General features: G+C 38.1%; 23 protein-coding genes. 5 read left to right on the top strand and 18 right to left on the bottom strand.

Annotation, left to right across the window (positions count from 1 at the left end; genetic code table 11):
• Positions 1-792 precede the first annotated feature (792 nt).
• The 11 genes from BAU15_RS13610 to zapA form a co-directional block, all read right to left on the bottom strand.
• Positions 793-2067, bottom strand: a complete 1275-nt coding sequence (locus tag BAU15_RS13610) for an ABC transporter permease (RefSeq protein ID WP_161843280.1) — start codon at positions 2065-2067, stop codon at positions 793-795.
• Positions 2060-2959, bottom strand: coding sequence for an ABC transporter ATP-binding protein (locus BAU15_RS13605; protein ID WP_161843279.1), 900 nt, complete (start codon positions 2957-2959; stop codon positions 2060-2062). Before BAU15_RS13605 ends, BAU15_RS13610 begins: the two co-directional genes overlap by 8 nt.
• A gap of 27 nt (positions 2960-2986) precedes the next feature.
• Positions 2987-3673, bottom strand: a complete 687-nt coding sequence (locus tag BAU15_RS13600; protein ID WP_161843278.1) for a DUF2812 domain-containing protein — start codon at positions 3671-3673, stop codon at positions 2987-2989.
• The gene (locus BAU15_RS13595) at positions 3670-3981 is read right to left on the bottom strand and encodes a PadR family transcriptional regulator (RefSeq protein ID WP_161843277.1); all 312 of its coding nucleotides are present in this window, start codon (positions 3979-3981) and stop codon (positions 3670-3672) included. Before BAU15_RS13595 ends, BAU15_RS13600 begins: the two co-directional genes overlap by 4 nt.
• A gap of 227 nt (positions 3982-4208) precedes the next feature.
• A complete protein-coding gene (locus tag BAU15_RS13590) occupies positions 4209-4433 on the bottom strand; it encodes a helix-turn-helix transcriptional regulator (RefSeq protein WP_161843276.1) in 225 nt (74 codons plus the stop codon).
• Positions 4433-4816, bottom strand: coding sequence for a hypothetical protein (locus BAU15_RS13585; protein WP_161843275.1), 384 nt, complete (start codon positions 4814-4816; stop codon positions 4433-4435). The genes BAU15_RS13590 and BAU15_RS13585 overlap by 1 nt, the downstream gene beginning before the upstream one ends.
• Before the next feature lie 157 nt (positions 4817-4973).
• A complete protein-coding gene (gene uvrC, locus BAU15_RS13580) occupies positions 4974-6773 on the bottom strand; it encodes an excinuclease ABC subunit UvrC (protein WP_161843274.1) in 1800 nt (599 codons plus the stop codon).
• 173 nt (positions 6774-6946) lie between these two features.
• A complete protein-coding gene (gene trxA / locus BAU15_RS13575) occupies positions 6947-7261 on the bottom strand; it encodes a thioredoxin (protein WP_161843273.1) in 315 nt (104 codons plus the stop codon).
• A gap of 153 nt (positions 7262-7414) precedes the next feature.
• Positions 7415-9781 (bottom strand): endonuclease MutS2, encoded by a 2367-nt coding sequence (locus BAU15_RS13570; RefSeq protein WP_161843272.1) that lies wholly within the window; start codon positions 9779-9781, stop codon positions 7415-7417.
• A 102-nt stretch (positions 9782-9883) separates the two neighbouring features.
• On the bottom strand, positions 9884-10432 hold the full coding sequence (locus BAU15_RS13565) for a CvpA family protein (RefSeq protein WP_161843271.1): 549 nt from the start codon (positions 10430-10432) through the stop codon (positions 9884-9886).
• Between the two features lie 16 nt (positions 10433-10448).
• The gene (zapA, locus tag BAU15_RS13560; protein ID WP_161843270.1) at positions 10449-10889 is read right to left on the bottom strand and encodes a cell division protein ZapA; all 441 of its coding nucleotides are present in this window, start codon (positions 10887-10889) and stop codon (positions 10449-10451) included.
• A gap of 460 nt (positions 10890-11349) precedes the next feature.
• Between zapA and rnhC the strand changes: the two genes are divergently transcribed.
• Entirely contained in the window at positions 11350-12282 is a 933-nt protein-coding gene (rnhC, locus tag BAU15_RS13555) for a ribonuclease HIII (protein ID WP_161843269.1), read from the top strand.
• Positions 12283-12395: 113 nt separating this feature from the next.
• Here the strand turns inward: rnhC and BAU15_RS13550 are convergent, their stop codons facing one another.
• Positions 12396-13031, bottom strand: a complete 636-nt coding sequence (locus BAU15_RS13550; RefSeq protein WP_161843268.1) for a GyrI-like domain-containing protein — start codon at positions 13029-13031, stop codon at positions 12396-12398.
• A 255-nt stretch (positions 13032-13286) separates the two neighbouring features.
• Here BAU15_RS13550 and BAU15_RS13545 point away from each other — a divergent pair, with 255 nt between their 5' ends.
• Together BAU15_RS13545 and BAU15_RS15630 are read left to right on the top strand one after the other, a co-directional pair.
• Positions 13287-13496, top strand: a complete 210-nt coding sequence (locus BAU15_RS13545) for a hypothetical protein (protein WP_161843267.1) — start codon at positions 13287-13289, stop codon at positions 13494-13496.
• 247 nt (positions 13497-13743) lie between these two features.
• Positions 13744-13893: a hypothetical protein gene (locus BAU15_RS15630; protein WP_202622744.1), complete on the top strand. Its 150-nt coding sequence runs from the start codon at positions 13744-13746 to the stop codon at positions 13891-13893.
• A gap of 137 nt (positions 13894-14030) precedes the next feature.
• Here the strand turns inward: BAU15_RS15630 and BAU15_RS13540 are convergent, their stop codons facing one another.
• From BAU15_RS13540 to BAU15_RS13520, 5 genes are all read right to left on the bottom strand, one after another.
• Positions 14031-14300 (bottom strand): hypothetical protein, encoded by a 270-nt coding sequence (locus BAU15_RS13540; RefSeq protein ID WP_161843266.1) that lies wholly within the window; start codon positions 14298-14300, stop codon positions 14031-14033.
• A gap of 348 nt (positions 14301-14648) precedes the next feature.
• A complete protein-coding gene (locus tag BAU15_RS13535) occupies positions 14649-14873 on the bottom strand; it encodes a hypothetical protein (protein ID WP_161843265.1) in 225 nt (74 codons plus the stop codon).
• A 1064-nt stretch (positions 14874-15937) separates the two neighbouring features.
• Positions 15938-16261: a DUF1292 domain-containing protein gene (locus tag BAU15_RS13530; protein ID WP_161843264.1), complete on the bottom strand. Its 324-nt coding sequence runs from the start codon at positions 16259-16261 to the stop codon at positions 15938-15940.
• Positions 16262-16282: 21 nt separating this feature from the next.
• Complete coding sequence (ruvX, locus tag BAU15_RS13525; RefSeq protein ID WP_161843413.1) at positions 16283-16714, bottom strand: Holliday junction resolvase RuvX; 432 nt, start codon at positions 16712-16714, stop codon at positions 16283-16285.
• A complete protein-coding gene (locus BAU15_RS13520) occupies positions 16714-16980 on the bottom strand; it encodes an IreB family regulatory phosphoprotein (protein WP_161843263.1) in 267 nt (88 codons plus the stop codon). The genes ruvX and BAU15_RS13520 overlap by 1 nt, the downstream gene beginning before the upstream one ends.
• A 351-nt stretch (positions 16981-17331) precedes the next feature.
• On the opposite strand from BAU15_RS13520, the gene BAU15_RS13515 reads away from it, so the two are divergent.
• Positions 17332-19083 (top strand): hypothetical protein, encoded by a 1752-nt coding sequence (locus BAU15_RS13515; protein ID WP_161843262.1) that lies wholly within the window; start codon positions 17332-17334, stop codon positions 19081-19083.
• 57 nt (positions 19084-19140) lie between these two features.
• Here BAU15_RS13515 and BAU15_RS13510 read toward each other — a convergent pair whose 3' ends face one another.
• Positions 19141-19860, bottom strand: a complete 720-nt coding sequence (locus BAU15_RS13510) for a DNA/RNA non-specific endonuclease (RefSeq protein ID WP_237580205.1) — start codon at positions 19858-19860, stop codon at positions 19141-19143.
• Between the two features lie 270 nt (positions 19861-20130).
• Here BAU15_RS13510 and BAU15_RS13505 point away from each other — a divergent pair, with 270 nt between their 5' ends.
• Entirely contained in the window at positions 20131-21726 is a 1596-nt protein-coding gene (locus BAU15_RS13505) for an ABC transporter ATP-binding protein (RefSeq protein ID WP_161843260.1), read from the top strand.
• Positions 21727-21859 lie beyond the last annotated feature (133 nt).

The following is a 21859-nucleotide window of genomic DNA, read 5'->3' as shown; positions in this document are numbered from 1 at the left end:
TTTTGATTTTATTATAAAAATCGCCCATAGAATCCCCTATCTATAGGATTCTCACTCCCCTATACATTTCAATTCGAGCATTGTAGTGAAGAGAAATGTCCCGTTTATTCCCACTAGTCTTCATTCGCACAGATTTCACGGTAAAAAGTGAAGTGAAAAGAGTGACTTTATCAGAAAAACCTACTAGACAATGGATTCTTGTCATTTGACACTCTTCTAAAAATCTCCAAAACTGTGCGAATAGACACTAGTGGGAAAAAATCCGAAAATCTCTAATTACCAACACTTTATGAAAAATTTTAAAAAGCGATCTGTTATTGCCAGTCCTGCTTACCAAGTTTCGTAGTAGCAGGATGGTAGGCGTAGAGCAATTTTGTGAAATGGTACATTTCACTCCATTTGAAAGCTCCTAGCTGCCAGTCCCACTTATATAAGTAAATTAGTGGGATGGTAGGCGTTGAGCAATCTCGTAAACTGGAACAGTTCACTCCATTTGAAAGCTCCTAGCTGCCAGTCCCATTTACCAAGTTTCGTAGTAGCAGGATGGTAGGCGTAGAGCAATCTTGTGAAATGGAACAGTTCACTTCATTTAAAAGCTCCTAGCTGCCAGTCCCACTTACCAAGTTTCGTAGTAGCAGGATGGTAGGCGTTGAGCAATCTTGTATATTGGAACAGTTCACTTCATTTCAGCGCTTTCTAGCACGCACCATAAATACTTTCTTTAATATGTACAAAAAGACGCTGGAGACGATCTGTTAATACTCGTCTCCAACGTTTTTCTACTATCTATTTTTATCTTGCTTTGCTTCTTTTTTCATTTTTCATAATTGATAAAGATTGTTTTAATGAAGAGAACAATCCGCCTTCGCTATAAACCAAGACATTTGATTTGTACAAGGTTGCAGATAAATACATTAACACGAACGTTGAAACAATCAGTACAACTACTGAAATCGCAGCCCCGGTCATATCAACTGTTTCATTAGCCAAACGAATTGGCATCACGTAAGAGGATAGGAATGGAATGTACGAACTCACACGAATCACGACATTATTTGGATCAGAAGCACCAAGAGTTAAGCCTAACATGTAAGCACCTAATGACAGATAAGTCACAGGCAAGATGGCTTTGGCTGTATCTTCTGCTTTGTTGACTAATGAGCCACAAAGCGCGGCTAAAACAGAATAAATTAGAATTCCTAGAAGGATGAAGATTGCTGTAAAGCCAAGGAAAGGCCCGACAATTTTCTGTAGAGCACCACTTTCAGTAAACTGCTTCACAATTTCTAGATCTTTAAATTTCATGAATGCAACTCCGAAAATAACCACATACAAGACGATTTGTGTCACAGCAACTAGCAAGACACCGGTTAATTTTCCATAAAAATGAGTTTGCGCTTTGGTACTGGACAAGATGACTTCCATAATCCGTGTACCTTTTTCAGAAGCAATCTCTTGCGCAATAATTTGTGCATAAGTGATAATAATCATGAAGAGTACAATCGTAGCAGCATAGCTCACCAAAAATTGGATATCACTATTGTCTTCGCCGACGGTCATTTTTCCAGAATCATCAAAGCTGACCTTCTGTTTGACAAATTCGGCTGGTTGCGACAAACTTGCGACTTCTTCAGGACTTAAGCCTAGCTGTGTTGCGCGCCCAGAAGATTGGAGAGAACCTAGTAATTGTTGTAAAATCAATTCAGTACTTTGTCCCATAGAAGATTGGCTAAACAATTCTCCTTTGGCAGTCATTGCTTCTTCATCAATCGTCACTACCATGTAAGCATCGATTTTTTCATCACTCAATTCTTTCTGAGCTTCTTTTGCTGAATCAATTGCTGTGAACTCATAGTCGGATGATTTATCGGCAGCTAATGCTTGCGCCACTTCTGGTTGATTAGAAACTAAGCCGATTTTGTCGACGGTTGCCATATCCCCTGCAAACATGCCAGCAAGATAGACAACTCCTAGCATAATAAATGGGACTAATATCATAACTAAAAAAGAAATTGATTTAACATTTTTCTTATAAACATCTGATGTGATAATCCAAAATTTACTCATTGATTGCACCAGCTTTCATTTTAAATATTTCCTCTAAGGTTGGTGGTTGTTGGTTAAACATCGGAATGTAGCCTGATTGAGTAGCTTTCGCAAAAATTTCTGCCCCAGCTTTCGGATCAGCTAGCGTAATATCTAATGTTTGATCCTCTCTTACTTGCACTTCCTTGACGCCTTCAATTGCTAGTACTGTATCGGCAGCCAAATCCGACTCTAAGAAAACTTTAGTTCGACCGAATGATTGGCGGATCTCATGGACTTTTCCATCCAAAACTGTCCGACCGTTATTCAACATGATTAAGTGATCGCAGATTTTTTCAACGTTGTCCATATTATGACTAGAAAAAATAACGCACGAACCTTTATCTTTTAACTCGATAATGCCATCTTTTAATAATTCAGCATTAACTGGATCCAAGCCACTAAACGGTTCATCTAAAATGATTAATTTAGGTTCATGAATTAAAGTCGCAATCAACTGGACTTTTTGTTGATTCCCTTTTGATAAAGATTTAACCTTATCTGTTTTTTTCCCTTTGACTTGGAATTTTTCCATTAACTCGTCAATTTTCGGTTCAATTTCTTTCTTTGATTTTCCACGTAACGCTGCAAAATACAGTAATTGATCTTGGATCGTAATCTTAGGATATAAGCCACGTTCTTCTGGCAGGTAACCGATAATATTGTAATCATTCTCGGTCAATCTGTGTCCATCCCATAAAACTTCTCCTGAGTCTGCCGTCAGAAAATCCAGAATCAAACGAAAAGTCGTCGTTTTTCCAGCTCCATTCTGACCAATCAAACCCATTATTTTCCCTTCAGGAATTGTAAAACTCAAGTCATCAACTGCGACATAATCGCCAAAAGTTTTGACTAAATTTTTCACTTCTAACATAATTCCACTCCTCATTTCTAATAAGTTTTAAAAGAATTTATATCTAAAATAACCAACAAATCCACCAATAAATGCACCAATAATTGCTAAGATTAACCCATCTCGCATAATCCGTTGCTTTTTAGCGAAGGCATCTGGCCGGCCAAAATAATTGGCTCGCTGTCGATAAACAATTCGCGAAAATAAGAGACTGAGTATGATTGAAAATGGCCAAATCAACAGTAGAAAAGCACTTATATCGAGTCCAAATCGTAATCCTTTATGTGCGAGAATATTCGCTGACTCATGTTTTGTCGTCGTCAACAGATATAAGATTGCCAGACCAATCGGCAACGTCACTAAGCTTCGAAGAATGGCCCAAGTCCACTCTTTCCGGATACGTTCACGATAACTCTGAGAATCTGTGTAGATAGGCGCCGTCTCTAGAGGTGCGCTAAAATAATAATACTTTTTATGGTAATTACTGACATTCTGCCAACCTGCTTCTTCATATAAAGCTAGATAATCTGAAAGATCTGATTGCTCGCCATCATAGAAATCAACTGAAAATTGTTGTTCCTGCGGCGGACATTGTTCAAAAATTAGTATACCAAGTTTTGTCATCCGCACAAAGCGCCAGCCTTGCGCTGACTGTTTCTTGAATGTCGCCATCTCTAGCTCCGGGTAAAGCATCACGCCTGCAGTATATAAATATTTCTTGCCCTTTATAATCATGCTTCTCCTCCTTCCGCCAGTAGGCGTTGACCAGCTTCAAAAAAGAGTTTTCTGCGTTGAATATCTCTTCTTAATGTCTCTTTTCCCAAGTCTGTGATAACATAGATTTTTTTTCTATCGGTCGATTCTTCTAAGTTTATGTAGTTGTTTTTGAGCAATTTTTTTAGAATCGTATACATACTTGCCGGTCCAATCTCAATCGTCCCATTAGTTAATTCGCTAACCTCTTTCATAATTGCATAGCCATGTTGGGGTCTCAATAAAGCCAGTAATATCAAATAGGTGGAATCTGTCAGTGCGTCATCCATTTTGAAACACTCCTTGTCTATCACTTTACGATATATCATTCGTGAATATATCATCTAGTGATATATCTTATACCGATATATTACTGGATGATAGTCAAGCTGTCAATTATTTTTCAACAATAGTTTTTATTTCTAGCACATAACCTCTGTTTAATAAATGAGGAACAGTTAGGTGCTCTATTCAAAATAAAACAGTTGATTTACATTCTTTATTCACTTGGTGGGCTTTATTCATACCAAAAGAGCGATTCAATCGGTAATTGAAAATAGCGAGCTAAATCATATGCCAACTTCAATGAAGGATTATATTTTCCTTGTTCCAGCCGAATAATCGTTTCCCTACGCACCCCTACTATCTCAGCTAATTCAGCCTGCGAAAGCCCTCGATCCATTCGCTTTTCTTTTAAATTCGTCTGTAAATTTGCTGGCGGATTCGTCTGTGAATTTTTCATTAGACAGCCCCCGAATCAATCATGATAAAGGCAATACCGTGAATAAGAATCACTGCCGATAGCACAATCAACAATAGAAATACTGAAAGGGTCACAACCCATTGTGTCCATAACATGAGAATGGTAAACAGAACAAGCGCGAATACAGAAACGAAAAAGGTTACAGCACTTGCTTTCATGAATGACTGCCAACCACGTTCGTCAAACGTTTCCTTTTTGGCAACTAGTATGTATAACATAACAGCGGCAGCTAGAACGATATAAATCAATGCGGGATAAAACTTCGGATTTCGAATAAGGAAGGCTAGTGAATAAATAATTGAAGCCAACATAATTTCAATCGTGTAGACAGCGCCACGTAGTTCTAAGAATCGATGTTTCATTAAATTTTCCTCCAATCTTTCAGTAAATCATTCTTATGTGATATATTTGTAACTGTTACAAATATATCACACGGATGAGGAAAGTCAATAAAAAAGAGACTTACTCATTTTACAGAATAAGTCTCTTACTTTTTATTGATTTGTCTTTTTAATTCTTTTATTCGTCTGTTGTTTCCTTTGTTAATTCCTCAGTCAGTGCTTTATGCACATTCTCTGCGACATTTTTAGGTAACCCAACGGCTTGCAGTTCTTCAATTGTCGCAGCAGTAATATTTTTTAATGACTTGAATTCTTTCAAGATTGTTTTTTTACGTTTTGGTCCAAGACCTTCGATCCCATCAAGCTTCGAAGCAAAACTATTTTTGCTACGTAACTGACGGTGAAACGTAATGGCAAAACGATGGACTTCATCTTGAATTCGTTGCAATAAGAAAAACTCCTGAGAATTTCTTTCTAGTGGCACAACATCTAGCATCGGGCCAAAGAGTAACTCACTAGTTTTATGCTTGTCGTTTTTCGCTAAGCCAGCGATTGGAATATCCAAGCCTAGCTGGTTTTCTAGCACATCTTTCGCCACATCGACTTGTCCTTTCCCGCCATCAATCAGGATTAAATCAGGTAAAGGTAAATTTTCTTTTAAGACTCGTGAATAACGGCGATAAATAACTTCTCTCATCGATGCATAGTCATCCGGGCCTTTGACGGTTTTAATCTTATATTTTCGATATTCATTTTTTGCTGGACGGCCATCGATGAAAACGACCATTGCAGATACTGGTGCAGTCCCCATAATATTTGAGTTATCAAACGCATCAATTCGGGTCGGTATCGGAATATTCATCGCATTCCCCAACCGTTCAACAGCGCCAATCGTCCGTTCTTGCTTACGAACAATTAAATCAAACTTTTCATTTAAAGCAACAGCCGCGTTTTTGCCAGCTAATTTGACTAGTTTTTTCTTTTCGCCACGTTGCGGTTGCAAGACTTTCGTTTTCAGCAAAGCCTCAACACTCTCTTGATCAATATCATCTGGAATCAAGACTTCTTTTGGAATAAAATGCTGGTTCTCTTGATAAAATTGTCCGATATATGTCAAGAAGTCATCTTCGGGATCATTATAAAATGGGAAGATAGAGACATCGCGTTCAATTAATTTTCCTTGTCTAACAAAGAAAACCTGGACACACATCCAGCCTTTATCGACAGAATAACCAAAAATATCACGGTCAATTAAGTCGGCATTGGTCATTTTTTGTTTCGTCATGACCGTTTCAATTGATTTAATTTGATCTCGATATTCAGCAGCTCGCTCAAACTCCATATTCTCAGCTGCTTGGTTCATCTTTTCTTGCAAATCATCTTGAATTGCAGAATGTCCGCCATTTAAAAAGCGTTTAATCTCCTCCACCATCGTCTTATAACGGTCCTTTGGAATATCAAAGATACACGGTGCTAAACATTGACCCATATGGTAATACAGACAAACTTCCTTCGGCAGAACCTTACATTTGCGCAACGGAAATAATTTATCTAGCAGCCGCTTCGTTTCATTCGCCGCACCGACATCCGGATATGGGCCAAAATACAGCGCCTTATCCTTCAAGACTTTACGCGTAATCAACAAACGTGGATAATCTTCATTGGTAATTTTGATGAAGGGATAAGTCTTGTCATCCTTCAACATAATATTATATTTTGGATCATTCTTTTTAATCAAATTAATCTCTAGCAGCAGCGCTTCGATATTTGATTCAGTAACAATATATTCGAAGTCCGCAATTTCACTGACAAGGCGTTCTGTTTTGCCATCATGACTACCAGTAAAATACGAGCGGACGCGGTTTTTCAAGATTTTCGCTTTCCCCACATAAATGATCGTCCCGTTTTTGTCCTTCATTAGGTAACAACCCGGTTGATCAGGGAGTAAGGTCAATTTATTCTGAATTCGTTCGTTCATCCTCTTCCCTCTTCTTTCCTAAAACTAGATTTACATTATACCATGTGTGCCTAAAAAACAAGCGAACAAGCCATTAAAGAAAGCGAAAACGCAAGAGAAAGAAACTTATTTTTCCGCACAAAAATAGTCTAGATCGCTCTAAAACACACGACCTAGACTAGCTGAATCATTTTTTATTGGTGTTTTGCGATCAATGCTTGTAATTGATCCTTAGAATGTACACCAATTGCTTTTTCGACTACTTCGCCATCTTTTTTCAATAGCAAGGTAGGAATACTCATGATGCCAAATGAAGCAGGCGTTTCAGGATTTTCATCCACGTCCATTTTGACGATTTTTAATTCGCCTTCGCCATATTCTTCACTCAATTGTTCTAAGATAGGTGCTTGCATACGACAAGGGCCACACCAAGTTGCCCAAAAATCGATTAAGACAAGACCACTATCTGTTTCTTCTGAGAATGTTTTATCTGTAATTGCTTCAGTCATTATAAAAAGACCTCCATTAGTTAAATTTGAAATAGTAGGATAACCTATATACATAGTATAGCATCTGTTGCGAAATCACTCTAGTTTTCTGCTTACATTAAGTAAGATGCGGCTTGGACTCGCTAATTTATGTTGCTGAATACCACGAATTGTCTAGTTAAATTTCACAATTGTTGCGCCATTACCGCCTTGATTACCTGGTGCAAAAGAGTAACTAGCGACACTTCGATGGTTTTTCAGATAATCGGTGATACCTTGTCTCAAGGCTCCTGTTCCTTTACCATGCACAATCGTAACCTGCGGATAACCTGCTAAGATTGCGGCATCGAGGTATTGATCGACCTCTGCTAAAGCTTCTTCGTAGCGTTTACCTCGTAAATCTAATTGATTCGATACATGGCTACTTTCAGCCGAGCGCACAGAATTAATCACCCGTTGAACAGGTTCTTTTTGAGGTGTTAATGGCGTCATATCAGATTCGTCGACTTTCATTTTCAGAATCCCTAATTGTACTTGCCATTGGCTATTGCCCATTTTTTTCAACAATTCGCCTCGTTGACCATACGTCGTGACCATGACTTCATCGCCCACCTTGAAGGTTTTCTGTTCTTTGGCTTTCTTCAAGACTTTATTCTTTTGCAAATGGTTTTCCTCTTGATGAAGATTAGCTAACTGTGTTTTCGCATCAATCAATTGATGTTCCTTCACGCCAGATTGACCATTCGTCAATTGCATCTTACGGATATCAGAAATAATTTTTTCCGCATTATCCTCTGCTTCAGCGACGACTTCATTGGCTTTCTTCCGAGCTTTAGCCAATTCTTTTTCCCGTTCATCAAAGAAGAAACTATACGCTTCTTTTAATTCATCATGCAAGCGTTGGGCTTCATCGACATAATGACGGACTTCTAGATATTCGGTCTCTGCCATCTTGCGACGATTCTCTAAGTCAGCAATCATCTCATTCAGATCCTGACTCTCGCCATCCATAATTTGTTTAGCGCCATCAATAATCGTTGTATCTAAGCCCAAACGTTTAGAAATTTCAAAGGCATTACTTCGTCCAGGCACACCGATTAACAAACGATACGTTGGACTTAAAGTATCGACATTGAATTCCATACTGGCATTAATCGTATTCGCGCGGTTGTATCCATACACTTTCAATTCTGGATAATGGGTCGTCGCCATGACATATGCTGACTTAGCACCTAACGCATCTAAAATTGAAATGGCCAAGGCCGCTCCTTCTTGAGGATCTGTTCCCGCACCTAATTCATCAAATAAAACTAGGCTATGTTCATTGACTTTTCCTAGTACATCAACAATATTTGTCATATGAGAAGAAAAAGTTGAAAGACTTTGTTCAATCGATTGTTCATCGCCAATATCCGCAAAGATTTCCTCAAAAATCCCCATCTGACTCTCTTCATCCACTGGAATCGGTAACCCTGCTTGACCCATTAGTTGCAATAAGCCTAGGGTTTTCAGGGTGATTGTTTTACCACCAGTATTCGGACCGGTAATGACGACTGCTTGATAGCCTTCACCAATCGTAATATCATTGGCAACTGCCTGTTCTTGATCCAATAAAGGATGACGCGCTTGCTTAAAGATCACATGATTTTCTTGACTGATTTTTGGTACAATTGCTTTCAGTTCTTTCCCAAAACGAGCTTTGGCATTCATCAAATCAAGTTTGCCGATGACGTACGCATTGTGTAAGATATCTTGTCTATGAGGGACCAGTTCAGCTGACAATTCAGCCAAAATTCTAGCGACTTCATTGCGCTCCGCAATCTGATGTTGGCGCAGACGGTTATTTGATTCAACAATCTGTTTAGGCTCCACAAATAATGTTTGACCAGAAGCACTTTGGTCATGAACGACGCCACCGAAGACACTTTTATATTCTTGTTTTACAGGAATCACATAACGTTCATTTCTCATAGTAACAATCGCATCGCTAAGGTATTTAGCATTTTTCCCACGGACAATTCCATCCAGCTGTTCACGAATCGTCTGTTCACTGCGGCGAATATTTTGTCGAATAATCCGTAATTCTGGTGAAGCCTCATCGGTTACCCGACCATCTTCATCAATCGCCATTTTCAAACGCTGATTGAGTTCAGGAATCGTGATTAGTTCTTTTTGCCAGTCATACAGACGTAAAAATTCAATCTCACTATCTTCTAAATCATCGATAAAACGCGTTAGTTCACTTGTTGTCGAAAGAACACGAGCGACTTGCGCCAATTCTAGGCCATTTAAATCTGCCCCAATCTCAATCCGTTTCATATGCGGACGAATATTTTCTAACTTTGGAATTGGAATCCCACCACGCAACCGTTGAACTTTCAGACCATCCTCGGTTTCTTGGAGCCATGAGTCAATCACTTGTCGGTCACTTACGGGAATTAATTGCTCTATCTCATCCGCTCCCTGAGCCGTCACAATATATTGGGTAATCATTTGTTTCACTTTATCAAAATCTAATGTCGCTAAGATTCGATTATTCATTCTTTCACCTACTTCATAAAAATAATTTGCTGTTTGCAGCACATAAACTAGTTATCTGTATTCCTAAAAAGAGAGCAGGACTAAGGAATGCCCTACTCGAAGTTATTTCAAAATATTATTCACCCAAAGGTTCTGAATCTGATTTGAAAAGATTGGTGTGTTCTCGACAATACCACGAGCAACGCCACTATCTTTAAACAAATTTTGGATAAAATCAACCGGTAGTAAGGTCAATAAAGTTAATACTAGAAAAATCCCCACATACATTAACACGACACTTAGAAGCCCACCAGCAATCCAATCGAATTGGCGTAGAATTGGCAAATAGGTCAAGCTATGCGCAAAAATTCCCACAAAACGCGTCAATATCCAACCAAAAAATAGGATTAATAGAAACGCAATCGCTGCATAATAAGCTTGATCCAACTCTAAGCCCATCTCCTTGGTGAAGAAGACTAGCTGCGAATTCTCTGTGACAGAAGGATAGGGAATATATAATTCCAGTTTCGGGGCAAGATCTTTATAGTAGTGCTTGGCAGCAAGATACGAAATAAAGTAACCAACCGTATATACGAGCTGTAAAGTCAGCCCTCTTCTAGCACCCGAATAAAAGGCAATTGCTAATAAAATTAAAATAAAAAGCGTAACCATCTCATGCTCCTTCCCACTATTCGTGAGTCGTTTTTTGTTGAATTTGGCGTTTCCGATTTTCATTAAGAATTTGTTGCGCTTCTACATGATTTTGAATTTCAACGTCTTTTTGTCCATTCTTATCTAAGACTTGTCGAGCTTCTGCTTCGATTGCTTCAATCCGTTTCACGCGATTTTCTAATTCTACCACGCGGATAGAGGCTTGTTTCAATTCTGATACTTGTTTTTCAAGTTTAAGTAATCTCTCTTGTTTTTTTAGTTGATCGGACAAGGCATTGACTGCTAACAAAATCGAAGCCTGCTCGTTATCAATTTGTGGAGACATTTGTTTAATTTCATTTAATTGGTCATTCACAAGCTTCGTCACCAAATCCATATGACGTTTGCTTTCCTGTCCAATAATTGTATAAGTTTGACCAGCAATCACTGCTTTATACCGTTTCTTTTCTTGTACCATGTAGATTATTCCCTTCTCTATCAAAGTCCATTATCATCTATTGTAGCACGACTCTATTCGCTTTGCGTGCTCGATAAGTGTAAAGTTTCATTAAAATTTCTTCTTAAATTATCTTCTCAAAAATATAGCTTAAATCTCTGCGTACAATCCTGCAAATGAAGTGACTGTTTACGTCAGAAATTATGCTGAAATTGTGCCAGGATTGCGTGAGAATCACGCTGAGAAAATCCCAAAATTGCGCTCAATTTATGCAAATCAGTGTAATGGATTTATTTGTCCAGAATCGCTGCTCTTAAATTATAACAGAAAATTCAATTTCTGCACGCTTCCTAAAAGATTTCCCACCTATTTTGCGTAAATTTATTAAGAGTGATTGAAAAAAATAAAAAAATAAGTACTATAAAAAGAAGAGCTCCCAAAAAGCACCTATTTAGAGGGACACAGAAAATGAGGAATGAAGATGAATACAGTTGTCATAAAAGTCACACCCAGCGTGATGAAAAAAATGAAAGAAACTTACAATGGAAATCTAGTCAATAAAAAAGTCCCTTATAGTGAGTTTACCGCGAAAAAATCCGGCACAGCAATCACAGCCTACACATCAGGCAAAGTCATGTTTCAAGGAGACAATGCACAAAGAGAAGCGGCACTTTGGGGAGCAGAATTGCCTAAGAAGAAAAAACATACAGGTTCCTCAGATAGCTCAGCAAAATCAGCGAAATTACCAGCCAATTTCAGCCAGTTATCAGTTGTCGGCAGTGATGAAGTTGGAAATGGTAGCTACTTTGGACCCGTAACCGTCTGTGCTGCATACGCCGATAAAGAACACCTCTCAGCCTTAAAAGCACTCGGCGTAAAAGATTCAAAAGCCTTAACAGACAAACAAATTCGACAGCTGGCCGAAAAAATCAAAGAATTGATTCCCTTTCAATTGTTAGTTGTAAATCCTGAAAAATATAATCAAATTCAGCCAACCTACAACGCCGTGCGGATGAAAGTCGCCCTGCACAATCAAGCGATTGGACTATTATTAGACAAGCTGGCCCCTGTTACGCCAGAAGCAATCTTGATTGATCAATTTACTCCTGAAGGTAACTACAACAAGTATGTCTCCCTAGAAAAGACCAAAGTAAATCAAAAAATTTATTTCACCACAAAAGGGGAACAATATCACTTAGCGGTAGCAGCCGCCTCTATTATTAGTCGCGCCAGCTTCCTAGATGAATTAGATGCCGCTTCCGTCGAGCTGGGATTAACTGTCCCTTCAGGTGCCGGACACAAATCAGATGAAGTCGCCGCAAAAGTCTTACGAAAAGGTGGAATTGAGCTTTTAGGAAAATATGCGAAGCTACACTTTGCTAATACGGAAAAAGCGAAAAAATTAGTCAAATAAAAAGGTGAACAGCTGAAAAAGAGAGCTGAAAGGATGATCAAATCGCAATCACCTTTCAACTCTCTTTTCATTTTAAGCAACGTCTTTAAAACCTCAACACATTGAGCCTCGTCTTAGTTTTGTTTTTCAACTTGATAACGCAACACCGTTTTTAATTTATCTGCGGCTACTTTTCTCGGATCAGATAAGTAAATTTCACGATGAATGTAGCGCTCCATAATATTCACTCGTTTCAAATTATTTTCTTGTAAATAGTGATCCATCGTCTGGAACGAGGCTAACTCCTGATCATACGAACCCACATGCAACATTTGAACGCTCGTTCCTTCTTGATACTCTTCGAGAGTCACTCCCTCATAATGCGGATTCGGTTTTTTTACAGCCAATCGTTCCAAACTATCCTGCAAGTTCTGTTGAGTAATAAATGAGTGCTGACGAATCATAATGCGATACTCTAGTGCCTCTTTATTCAACGTTTCCCCTCTTGAACCATCACCCGTTGTCCAAATTCCTTCTAACGGATAGACGACATATTCCAGTGGCTCTTCGCCTAATATTCCTTTCTTACAAGCCATTCGAAAATCATAAGAAAGCGCATAGAGTGCCGAAGTCTGTTGGGCAAATAATTCTGAATTCGGATTACCTTTACCTGTTAATACTAAATAATTCATTTTGGGGATTTCGACTACCTGCGGATTCGCTTTAGGAAGATAGATTGATTTCTCCTGTTTACGCCATTCATATTTCATAAGTAACACTCCTAGATTTATTTTTTCTGATTCCTTTAATCGACTAGCCATTTCCTTAGTCTCTGACTTCCCTAGAATACTAAGAGTACCTGTTTATGTAAAGGGGAACAAAAAATAATTCTCTTCTCGCAGAAGACGAAAAAAATTGGAAACTTTTCTGTTTTTTTAAGTCTGTTCGCTTTACAAGTCGAACAAACGTTCTTATAATGAATAGTGACCGAATAATTCTACCACTCGCCAAAGGAGAGATGACTTATGAAAATTAATCTACAACAACAAGTGGATTCTGCCGACGTTTCACTGATTGAATTAGCTAAAGAAACCGGCATCTCCTATGATACCTTGCTTGATATGTATACAAAGAATGAATTCGACGAAAATACGCTTAGTGTGACTGATTTGACTAACCTGATGATTGCCTTTGACCTGACCAATATCAATCGCTTGGTGCCTGATATGAAATAGGTAATTAATAAGTCAGTTAATCGAACGACTGTGATAATCATTTGTTAACGAAATATCGGGATAATCCATTCTTTTATAGAGAAATTTGTTTTTTTATGAATACTATATCTGCTCTAACTAGCATGAGAATAATATATTTGTGAAAAGGAATAGTATTTTCTTGAAAATTGTGTTATTATAAGAAATAGGAATTTCGTTATGAACGTTATCGTTGCCTTTCGTCACTACAGAGAAAGGAGAATGCTATATGACATTCACTAACCAAAAATTAGAGTATCGAGTAACTTTAAATACAGAGCTAAACCTCTTTATTGTTTTTATTAAAGATGATGAAAACAAATTTGCTACAGGTACTACAATTGAAAATGCAGTAAAAGAATTAGAAAAAATCGCATAAGGAGTAATACTCTCTCATGGACAATGACTATTCATACTGACAGCACCTACTGAAATAGACAGTAGGTGCTAATTTTTTGTCTAAAAATCTAATTTTGGCATAAAAAATAGACCTCGCAAAGCGAAGGTCTATACGATCTATTCAGGTGTTCCAATAATAGCAATGTAACTATCTATATTGATGATCCGCATTTTTTTAATATTAAATTGCCCACGTTCATTGTACTTCCCTTGTACCTCCAAACGATATTTATGCATTGGTAAGCTCAATACATATTTTGATAGATAGCGGTCCTTGATGACGCAATTAAGACACTCATCATTTTCAAACATCAATATTCCAGTTATGGGATAATTCCCTTCCTTGAACACCTTCACATGAGTTAATAATCCAGTATGAGTTTCCATGAATAAAGTGTACGACGTAACGCACAGAAAGTCAAAAATGTGTAGTTTTTAACAAGGATTCGGCTGCGTATCAGCTACTCATTCCCCTGTTCATATCCATCCGTTTCAATTATAAATGTTTTCGTAAATGGCTGTTTTACAGGCAACTCGAAACGAAATACTGTGATAGTAACCGGTTCTTTTATTGAGCTACTTTTAATGCTAGAAATAGTTCCATACCAAATGAATTCCCCTACCACCTCATAATTCTTTTTCAAATAAGCAAGTTTTCTAAACTCCCAAATCTTATACGTTGAAATCAGAAAGCTTACGGTTCCAAAGTATCCTATCCATTGTTATCACTTCTTATTAATCTTTATAATGTGGTAATTTCTCAATGTCCCCTAATAGTTCAAACGATTTCGGCATGTATAAATAATCTTCATTGCTTTCATCAGTCACTGAGATCAAATTCTCATCCGGTAAATATGCAACTGCTTTATAAATTTTCCCAGAATCAAATGCTACACCTGTTTTTCCTATATAGCGTACATCGACTTCACTCAGTTCTCCTTCTTTTATAAGCAAATTCATCACCCCATTTTATAATTTCACATCTAGCCTATCCCTAATTACTTTAGTATCCATATGCTATGTCGCATTATATATATTGCTTAATTATAATTTATCCTACTCCAGTGTATCACTATAAGTTTATAATACTTTAGCTCAGTTCCATTTTAAAGGAGTCTAGCGAGTAAAGTAGACGAGCACAACTAGGAACTAATCCATAACTTATCTTTGTCAAGATGATTGCAGTGTTGAAATTCCGCTCCCACTTGACATTAAAATTAACAACAAAAAAACTAATTCTCTATTCATCAAGAGATTAGCGCGTATTGCCACTCTTTGAACGCATCAACGACTTGAGATTCAAGAACAGCCAATACATAATATTTAGACGAATAACAAATCAAAAAAATGGAAGCTAAAATTTTACATACAAAAAGGAGTTGATCCGATTTTTCTAATCAACTCCCATCTCATTTATAGGTGACTTAGTCCGCAGACAACACACGACAGAAAGCCCAGTTCATTTTCTACTTTGAGCCTTTTTCGAACGATATAGAAACAAAAAAGCTATCAACGAAACCCCTAACAACCAAGTTATTAACGAACCATACTCTAGTTGATTTCTCAAAAAAAGGACAATCAGAAAAATAATAACAATAAATAAGAGTCCATAGTTCATCAATTTCACGGTTAAACTCCTCCTCTCCATGCTATTTCCAATTTTCTATAATAATTTGACTTATAAATCAGCAAACAATCGTCGCCCCTATTTAGATGCAATAATTGTTTGTTCCAATAACTTTAACTTTTCCAAACTTGTTAGCTTCACTTAATAAGTAAATGTATTTTTTCATCTTATCTTTACTTGTTGTTATAATCAGTATATACCCAAATCGAACTAGAAACACATTCTGCTCAACTATTCAGCACAATTCAAAAAATGTTTATTATCGAACTAAATAAATTATTGAAAAAACGATGTTCCAAAGTGAATTAATTAGCGGAACGTATTCAATCTCGTATTCAAAACAAAAAACAAAAAAACTGAACCCTTATATATCAAGGATTCAGCCATCATTTTAGGTCTATTCTTCTTCTTCAGTCATGAACGTGTTGAAGACTTCTTCGATCATGTCCCATTCAGCGTCTGTTTCGATTTGTTCTAATTCGCCTTCTGTACCATCTTCATTTTCGATGTACGCATATGCTTGAAGCTCAACATCTTCGTCTTCAGGAGCGCCTGCTGGATACAGTAAAACATAATTTTTACCGAATTCTTCTTGGCCATCAACGGTTAAAAGAATTTCATACAGGGTTTCATTCCCGTGTTCATCCACTAAAGTGATGTGTTCATGTCCTTCGTGGTCATGATCGTGATTATGGTCATGTTCATGGTTGTGCTCTGTCATTCTATTTCCTCTTTTCCTGTATTAAAATAATTGTTTACCGGCACCATCTAGATAATTTTGTAAAATCATGACTGCAGCTACTTTATCAATCACTTTTTTTCTTTTTGCTCTAGAAGTATTTGCTTGTTCCACCAACATGCGCTCAGCTTGAACAGTTGTGAGACGTTCATCTTGATAGGCAACCGGCAAATCAAATAGCTCTTTAATTTGATCTCCGTAGGCCATTGAAGCTTCTGCCCGAGGACCTATAGAGTTATTCATGTTTTTTGGTAACCCTACAACAAAGTGAGTGACTTCATACTCTTTAACTAATTCTTTTAGTCGATCAAAGCCAAATTCTCCTTGCTCTTCATTGATGCGGATAATCTCGACCCCTTGAGCAGTCCATCCAAATGGATCACTTACTGCGATACCAACAGTCTTCGATCCGACATCTAACCCCATGACTCTTATCAAATTACAACCCCATGATCAGCCAAATAATGTTTGACTAATACTTCCATAATTTCATCGCGTTCATGACGACGAATTAAGTTACGTGCATCACGATAACGAGGAATGTAGGCCGGGTCTCCAGAAAGCAAGTAGCCAACAATTTGGTTAATAGGATTGTAGCCTTTTTCTTCCAAAGCCCGATAAACGATGGCAAGAGTTTCGCCAACTTCTTTTTTACGACTGTCGTCAAAATCAAAACGTACGGTTTCATCTGTAAAACCCATGATTCTACACCTCTCCTCTTATAAAGTATCAATTACCTTATACTCTCTCATTTTACTAGAATATACAGAAAACTACAAACAAATTCTACTTTCTAGGTCAAATTCCATTCTCCCTATTTTAGGATACAGAAAAAGAATGAATTTATTTTGACGAAATTATTGTCTTTCTTCTAAATTTGTCTTTTTGTATTGAAATTTGTGAGGAAATAGTCTCTGATTAAGCCAACCTCAAAGAGAAATAGTAAAGTCATAAAGAAATTGATAAGTTTTCATGAAAATACCACTATTGACTTGCCTCTTGTTATTTATAACGGTAGCCTAAATGGTATAACTTACTTTGGGGTGTGACTTATGGGGGAACTATATCAATTAAATCAAGATAAAAAAATGAATCAAGCGAGTCATAAGCGAAGGCCAGACCGTGCTCTTCTTTTCAGTCTGCTTACTCTCTTTGTGACTGCCGGAATTTTATTACTTCCGCAAATTATTCAGCAGGCAATGATCATCAGCTCAGATTCGGTTTTTCACTTCAATCGATTCTATGACACGGCTATGCAGATGAAAGAGGGCAATTTCCAATACTTTATTTCCATGTATGGATTTCAAGAATCTGGTCGAATTGTCAATGCTCTTTACGGGCCATTCATGGCTTATTTACAAGGCTTACTAGTTTTAATTAGCCCTTCCTGGTTTTTTTACCAGCTCTTATCAAACTTCTTTTTATATAGCTTAGCTGGCATTTCGATGCTTACTTTACTCCGAAAAGCTCGGATTTCTCATGGCTATTCGCTGATGACCGCGTTATTTTATATGACAACCTATTCCGTTCAATACTGGACGATGCGGCAAGGGTTTTCTAGCTGGGGAGCGGCCCTCTTACCTTTATGCTTGGTCCCTATTATTGATTTTGTAGAAGGCAAACAAGTCAAACCGTTTAAGCTCGGGCTGCTAATGGCCTTAATGTTCCAAACGCATATACTTTCCAGCGTCTTTTTAGCGATGATCTATCTGCCATTTTTCGCTTATGCTTTTGTAACAACGGAGAATAAACGACAGCTAATCCGGCAGCTTGGCCTGTCGATAGGAATTTTCTGCCTATTAAGTGTCAATATTGCTTATAGTTTTATTCAAGTTTATGGGAAAAATAGTTTGATTGAGCCCTTTGTAAATAAACATATGGCCTCTTCAACTATCTTTAAAAATAGCAGCTACTGGTTAGCTACTCCGAGCCTTTTGGTCCCGCTATTGCTAATCTTTTTAGCCTTGCTTATTGTTCATTGGAAAAAAACAACGGTCATCCAGAAAATTTCGCTATTTACCGCAAGCTTCTTTTTTGCTCTAAGCGCAGCGGCACCGCTTTGGCAGCTGCTTCAAAATAAAGACTATCAAATAGTTGAATTAATCCAGTTTCCCTTCCGCTTTTTTATTCCATTCACGGTCCTCTTTTTATTTGGATTGGGACTCATGCTGCAGAAAAAGGTGCCTTTAACGATACCTGTCAAAATAATCGGGACGTTCATTATTGTCCTTAGTGTGTCACAATTTTTAAATACCACCAATCAAGCCTTGAACAAGTGGCAATCAGAGAAGTCCTACATACAGACAGGCAAACATACGACCTTATTTTCAAATGATGCAAAAGAAATTAAGGATTCATTTTTCGACAAAGACCTGACGAAAGCTTTGTATTATGTCCAAAAATCAACGCCCGATTATTTACCTTGGACAAACGATAGCACGGAGAATAAATATAAGGCTTATACCAAACAAGTCGTCAAAAATCAGAACAATTTTGTCAAAAGAATCGAAAATGAGCAGTTAGTGATCGAGTGGTCAGCAACCGAAGAAAAAGAGGTGACCGTACCAGTCATTAAATATAGCGACACCAACTTAGAATTTAATCACACGGATATTACCAAAGCCAAGCTAAAATTGACAACGATCGGCAATCCGATACTGACTCAGAAAAAGGGGCATAATCAGTTAATTCTCAGCTACCCTCATCAACTCTCATCGAAGATAATCGTCGCTCTTACCTTCCTCTGTTGGTTAGTGGCTTTAGGCATGCTGTATTATAGAAGGAAAAAGTTTGCCCAAAAATAAAAACTCGAAATCATCTGTCCAGAGAATCCGCTTCTCTGCAGTTGATTTCGAGCTTTTTTATTCTTTCTTAGCTTGACCTGTTTGATAATTAATCGACATGCCTTCTTGAACATTGTAGATAAATACATTGAACTGGATGTCGTTATCCTCGATACTTTGAGCTTCAAGCTGAACTCCGCGAGCCAATAATTCATCGTCCTTGAAATACGGCGTCACGCGGTAGCGCACATGATGATTGGTGGTCTTAATGTAGTTGGTAATATCATTCTCATAGACTAGCATATGTGGAGAATTTAAACTACGCGTCCCCGTCATCAAATTCTTTAAATTATTGTTTTGACCGGTTAACTGATAGCCAATCAGGTGGCTGCGGTTATACAACCATTGATTGCCCGCTAGTTTCTTTTGATTCCAACCAGTTGGATTGACGTACAATGGTTCTCTCTTCTCCGTTGGGAATAAATCCTTGCCCAGCATCGCATTAGCGACGCCCACACGGTTGAGAGGGTCCAAGTCTGAATATTCTTCCCATGTTCCTTTGGTCAGCGCCAACTCTTCTTTGGTAAAGGTCGGCTTATTCTGATTAATCTCAATGTCCTGGTGCTCTCCATCATAGTCCGGAATATCTGCCAACTGACTCGCTGACGGCGTCTGATCAAATAAATGACTAAGCTGCGCCAAGATATCCGCATTATCTTGGGTCGTATAGATACCCAATGTCCCTAAAACTAAGACGAGTAGCCCCGCAAAAATTCGTTTTGGTGATTTCTTTTTGATAATGCCCCCTCCTTCCATTGCTCTAATATGTACTCAGGCTGATAGCTAAGCATTTTATTCTTTTAGGTAGTCTCCGTATCCTTCTACTACTATCTACGCAAAAATTCTAGGATCCTGCTTGATAAATTTAACTTTTTTCCGCTTAGTTTGCAAGAGTTAATTTCTTTGGGTGTGCGACTAAAAAAAGCATTTTTACATATTTGCAACTTTTAGTTCTCGTTTGGTTGACACTCCGTATACTTAATCTATCAAATGAGGGAGGCAAAACGTATGAAACAAATAATCAGTCATTTTTGGAAAGAAAATCTTTTAATCGGAATTATCTTAATTGGAGCATCCATTGCCCAAATCATCGCCAGCTTGATGAATGTCTCGATGCTGAATGCTTTAATTAGTGGTGAGGTACCTTTATTCATTGAAGGGTTAGTAAAAATGTTGATAGCCTATTTTGGATTCTTAATCCTAACCTATTGGCAAATTAAACAAATTAGCAAAGCCAAACAACAAATGTCGACTCATCTGCGGGAGGAACTGACCAACAAATTAGCCTTAACCTCCTACAATGAATTTCATTCGCGACAGGTGGGCACCTATGCTTCGTGGCTAACCAATGATATCACGATGATTGAATCAGCTGGCTTTGATAGCTTTTATCAAATCGCGGCAGGCTTGATTGGGACCTTTTTATCGATTGTGACACTCTTCAGCTTTCACTGGAGTTTAGCCCTTCTATCACTGGTGATTGGCGGACTGCTACTCTCCCTACCGAAGCTTTTGCAAAAGAAAATGACTACTGCCTCAGCTGCCGTTGCCAGTGAAAATGAGTCATTTTTATCTAAAGTCTCGGATGTTTTAAGTGGCTACGATACCTTATATGTCTTTCATTTACTTGCTACACTGCCTAAGCGCACCGTTCAAGCTTCTGAAAAATTGGCAGAGAAAAAGAATAATCAAGCATCTGTGATCGCTAAAGTTGCGGTTTCCGGAGCACTAGGAAATGTTATCGGACAGCTAGGGATCCTCGCATTGACTGGTTACCTAGTCATTCTCGGTAAGATGACCGTCGGAACATTGACTGCAACAGGCAATTTAGGGGGCACCATTTTTAATACATTAGGAAACTTGACGCAACAGATTGGCGCGGTTCAGTCCACTAGACCCCTGTTTGACAAGTTTGAAAGTGTTCCTTATATAGCCACACAATCTACCCCAGAAATTCCTTTAGAATCAGGCTTTGAATTAGTCGATGTCAGCTATGCCTATGGTGAAAAAAAGATTTTAACCAATCAGTCGCAACGCTTTGATTTAGGGAAAAAGTATGCCTTAGTTGGCGAGAGTGGCTCTGGTAAAACGACGTTAATGAACATTTTAAATGGCAAACTTCCAGAGTATTCGGGGACTATTTTATTCAACAAACAGGATTTCAAAACTATTTCATTAGAAACTCTACATAGAGAAGTCCTCTACCTCGACCAAACGCCTTACCTATTCACCGGCACCGTCCGAGAAAACCTAACCTTAGGTGAAAGTTATTCAGACGAAGCCTTGATGACGGCTTTAGAACAAGCAGACTTAGGCGAAATGGTTCGTGCATTGCCCGCAGGATTAGGCACCTCTGTCGGTGAAAATGGGCGCTTGTTTTCTGGTGGGCAAAAACAACGTCTAGCCTTAGCTCGCGGATTCCTTCGTGAGAAAAAAGTTATCTTAGTCGATGAAGGAACCGCCAATTTGGATGAAGAAAGTGCCTTAAAGATCGAGCAAACCTTGATGAAGCAAACCGGTGTCTTGCTGATCATGATTACACATCACTTAAGAGCAGCTGTCAGAGAACAACTCGATGAAATTGTTGATTTATCAAAGGGGTAAGATAATTCGCGAGCGTTTTTCGATTTAACTTCTAGTTTCTAATTAGTAAATCATTACGATGATTAAATATACACGTACCCTTAAACAGCTATATGTATTTGCCAATCAACTCGAGTTGGTAAGTGAACTGTTA

Source organism: Candidatus Enterococcus huntleyi (genome assembly GCF_009933175.1).
Classification (GTDB): Bacteria; Bacillota; Bacilli; order Lactobacillales; family Enterococcaceae; genus Enterococcus_K; species Enterococcus_K huntleyi.
The sequence above is the reverse complement of the archived record's forward strand: the minus strand, read 5'-3'. Positions and strand labels throughout refer to the sequence as shown.